1 protein-coding gene is annotated in these 4,404 nt (G+C 31.8%); it reads left to right on the forward strand.

What is annotated here, in order from left to right:
* Positions 1-2,500: type ISP restriction/modification enzyme (locus tag ACFILT_RS06955; protein ID WP_375679808.1), on the forward strand; the 2,500-nt coding region annotated here is incomplete at its 5' end.
* Positions 2,501-4,404: the final 1,904 nt, after the last annotated feature.

Here is a 4,404-nt window from a genome sequence, read left to right on the forward strand (position 1 = left end):
TTTAGCTGAGTTGGATAAAACCGATATCAAGCAAGAGTCTTTAGAACTCCAAGGGTTTTATAACAGTGTAAAATTCCGCGCCTCTGGGATTACCGAACCCCAAGCAAGACAAAACCTTATTATCAAACTTTATGAGGATTTCTTTTCCAAGGCATTTAAAAAGACAACAGATAGGCTTGGCATTGTTTATACCCCCGTTGAGGTTGTCGATTTTATCATTCATTCTGTTGATGATGTGTTACGTAATGAATTTGGCAAAAGCTTAGGTTCACGGGGTGTTTCTATTCTTGACCCTTTCACGGGAACAGGTACTTTTATCACACGGCTTTTACAATCCAATCTCATCAAACCAGAGGATATGGAATATAAGTTCCGTCATGATATTCATGCCAATGAAATTGTTTTGCTTGCCTATTACATAGCAGCGATTAACATTGAATCGACTTATCATAGTATCATGAAAGGTGAATATATCCCTTTCAAGCATATTGGTTTGACTGATACGTTTCGGATGCTTGAAGAGAAGAACCTTCTGCAAAAATTATTTAAAGAAAACAGTGAATATTTGGAACATCAAAAGAAACTGGATATCCAAGTTATCTTTGGTAATCCTCCTTATTCTTTTGGACAAAAGAGTGCTAATGATAATAATCCGAATACCTCTTATTTTATATTAGATAATCGTATTCGTAAGAAATATATATCGAATTCAACAAAAATAATAAATCGAAATAAACTTTATGATAGCTATATACGAGCAATTTGCTGGGCAAGTGACCGTATAAAAGACCGTGGTGTTATTGGTTTTGTTACGAACGCAGGATTTATCAGTGGTCATGCTATGGATGGTTTACGCAAGTGCCTCGTTGAGGAATTTAGCAGCCTTTATATTTTCCATTTACGGGGTAACCAACGAACTTCTGGAGAACTTTCTCGAAAAGAAGGTGGTAAAATTTTTGGTTCTGGATCTCGAGCCCCTATTGCTATCTCTATTCTCGTAAAAAATCCAAATGCACAACAACATGGTAAGATATATTTTCGTGATATTGGAGACTATCTCAATAGAGAAGAAAAACTCACGATAATTGAAAAATTTAGGAGTATTGATGGCATTACACGAAGTAAACAAGGTTGGCAAATAATTACACCAGATAAACATGGTGATTGGCTTGGTCAACGTGATGACAGTTTCAACGCCTTTTTAGCTATAGGTGATAAGAAAGGTAATGATAAAAAGCTCTTTGAAAATTTTTCGTGTGGTATCGTAACGAGTCGTGACGCTTGGACATATAATGCAAGCCATAAAGCTTTAATACAAAATATGAGTGCTATGATCACTTTTTATAATAGTGAAGTAGAAAGTTTTAAAGATACCTGTCCTCATGCTGACCGTAAAACACGTAATAAAATTGTAAACAATTTCATTAACATTGATGCTACAAAGATCAGTTGGAGTACTACTCTCAAACAAGAATTGGTAAGAAGCAAATTTTCCAAATTTGAGAATAATTGCCTTATTCAAAGCCTTTATCGCCCTTTTACACGACAGTGGCTCTATTATAATCGCACCTTTAATGAATCAGTTTTTCAAATGCCGCATATATTTCCTATGGGACAAGCAGTTGAAAATAAAGTAATACACGTTACCGGTATAGGGTCAATGAAAGACTTTTCTGTATTTATGAGTAAGACTGTGCCTGATTTTAAGGTAATAGAAAATGGTCAATGTTTTCCAAGATATATCTATGAAGATGCTACGGTTTCAAAAAGTAAAAATGAAAAACAATCCCATTTATTTGCAAATTCTACAGAGAAAAACACAACAGCTGGTTTACAGAAGCGTGATGCCATTACTGATGAAGGTCTAGATCATTTTAAAGCAGCTTATCCTAATGAAACTATCACTAAGGACGATCTATTCTATTATGTTTACGGTTTACTTCATTCGGAAGATTATCGCTCTCGTTATGCTGATAACCTCTCTAAAGAACTGCCTCGTATCCCTTGCGTAAAAACTGCTGATGATTTTTGGAAATTTGTAACAGCAGGGCGTGAACTGGGTCATTTGCACGTGAATTATGAAGATGTAGAGCCTTATCCAGTGACCTTTAAAAAGGGTAATCCAAAATTAACAAAGATCTCTAATCCCGAAAAATTCTATTATGTAACTGAAATGAAATTCGCAAAAATTAAGAATAGTAAGGAAAAGGATAAATCAACTGTTTTTTATAACAGCAATATCACTATGACAGATATCCCTCTTGAAGCTTATGAATATATTGTCAATGGCAAACCCGCTCTTGAATGGGTTATGGGGCGTCAATGCGTTAAGACTGATAAAAAGAGTGGTATTGTTAATGATGCCAATCGCTATGCTGTTGAAACCGTTGGAAACCCTGCCTACCCTCTAGAGTTGTTTCAAAGGGTTATTACCGTAAGTTTAGAAACAATGAAAATCGTTAAGAACTTACCAAAATTAGAAATAAGAGAAACTGAATAATTTATAAAGCATGCTCACATAATGGGTATGATAACTCATAAGGGGTATAGAGCTTATAACCATAATCTATACCCCCTTTATAAATTGCTTACATCTAATCTTTAAAAGGAGTGTTTATATGCGTTATTCTAAAAAGAAATCATTTGCACTTTTAGATACTCTCATTTGGATTGCTTTAAGACTTTTAAGAAATCCCATCTTAAATAAAATTAGATTTTTTTACATTGCCTTTAAGAGATTATACCGTAATCTAAAATGAGTGCTTTATTGTTATCAAAAGCTTTGTTTAAAGAGAGTTATGTATATTCATTTTCTTATATTACTTATAGGTTTTGAAGGTGTAAAAACCGTCAAAACCCCCTCAAAACGTATATTATTGGTTGAATTTAGAGGTTGTATTATCAATATGGGTTGTTTTTTTAAGGTCTATAAAATATTAACCCATTGAAATATAATGTTTTTACTTTTTATCGTTTTTTTACATAATAGCAGCAACCCTCAAAACTCAAAACCCCTTCAAAACTCATAACCATAATGATCTTGATAGCATTTCTATAAGTTACAAGCTATCTTTTGAAAGGCTTTAAAGGATCACATGCTTTTTATAAAGCACGTTGTAATCAATTCTCTAAAATCATAAGTTTATATCTTCAAAAGAACTGATAAAAATTCATAAAAAGGATTTTGATAACGTAATCAGTTGCTTTTCATAAGACACGTTTTAATCACTCACTCAAATGATCACTTTTGTCAGTTCAATTTACTGACACATAACTGACAAATATATATTATTAATTGTATTTAAGGTTGTGTTTTCGATATGGGTTGTATTTTAAAATGTTAACATATTGAAATATAATAACTTTTATTTTCACTCATTTGAAAAAATAATTATAGGGTCTAAAAGGAACTGACAAAACTGACAACACTGACACGGTCTATTAAAAGGGATTTTACTGATCTCTATAATGATCAATTTCTCTTTAGATATTTTCATAACAGTCTATAAATCGCAATTATCATATATCCTATTTATCGTTTCTCTTATGAAAATGAAAAATAACACCATGGCTATAAAGCATATAACAGCTATAGAGAATGCATAAAAACAGTAGCTTTGTTTGAATAAAGCAAAAATGCAAATGAATTGCATTGGTTATAAGAGCGCGATGCCTATTAAGATAGTGCAAATGATAAATGTGTTATAAACAAAATTCACAAAAAAATTTAAAATTTATTTAGTAAAAAAATTGATAGGTTATAAAGTTAAAAAAACGCATTATGAGAGCGTTTCTAAATATTATAAATGTATAGATTCAGAAAATACGTAGTCGTTTCATAAAGCCTATAATATATCTTTAAAAGCACATAAATATAAAAGAAGCAATTAATAAGCGTAAGATATTATCAATACACAACGTAGTTAAAAAATACAAAAAAATATCAAAAAAGATAAAATATTAATTGACAATAAATACGTATTTTGCTATATAAATAATTAAGTGATGAAAACACTAAACATGTAGCGAAAAGGTTGCGATAAACCTAATCCTATTATAAAACTGACTATCTTTTATGCTCTAATTAGCATATATGATGATTTTGTCGGGTGTGGTTATGCTATACAATACTCTTATGAGGAAGGCATAACAACGGACTACATGCCGTGTTTTCAACACCCGGCGCCTTTATAGGCTGTCAATTGAAAACACTAAATCATGTAGGATTTAATTATGACAAATATCTCAAAAAACACCCCCATTATCTCTAATATTGCGAATGAAACCGCGTCTGTTAATCAACAAGAGCCTGCAAAAAAATACGAATTTATTGATGATTGTGAATATATCGATGGTCATTTCTTAACTCGAATTAGAGCCTTAAGAGATTTTGATGATGTGAAA

The organism is Bartonella sp. AP7XZML (assembly GCF_042195745.1).
Classification (GTDB): domain Bacteria; phylum Pseudomonadota; class Alphaproteobacteria; order Rhizobiales; family Rhizobiaceae; genus Bartonella.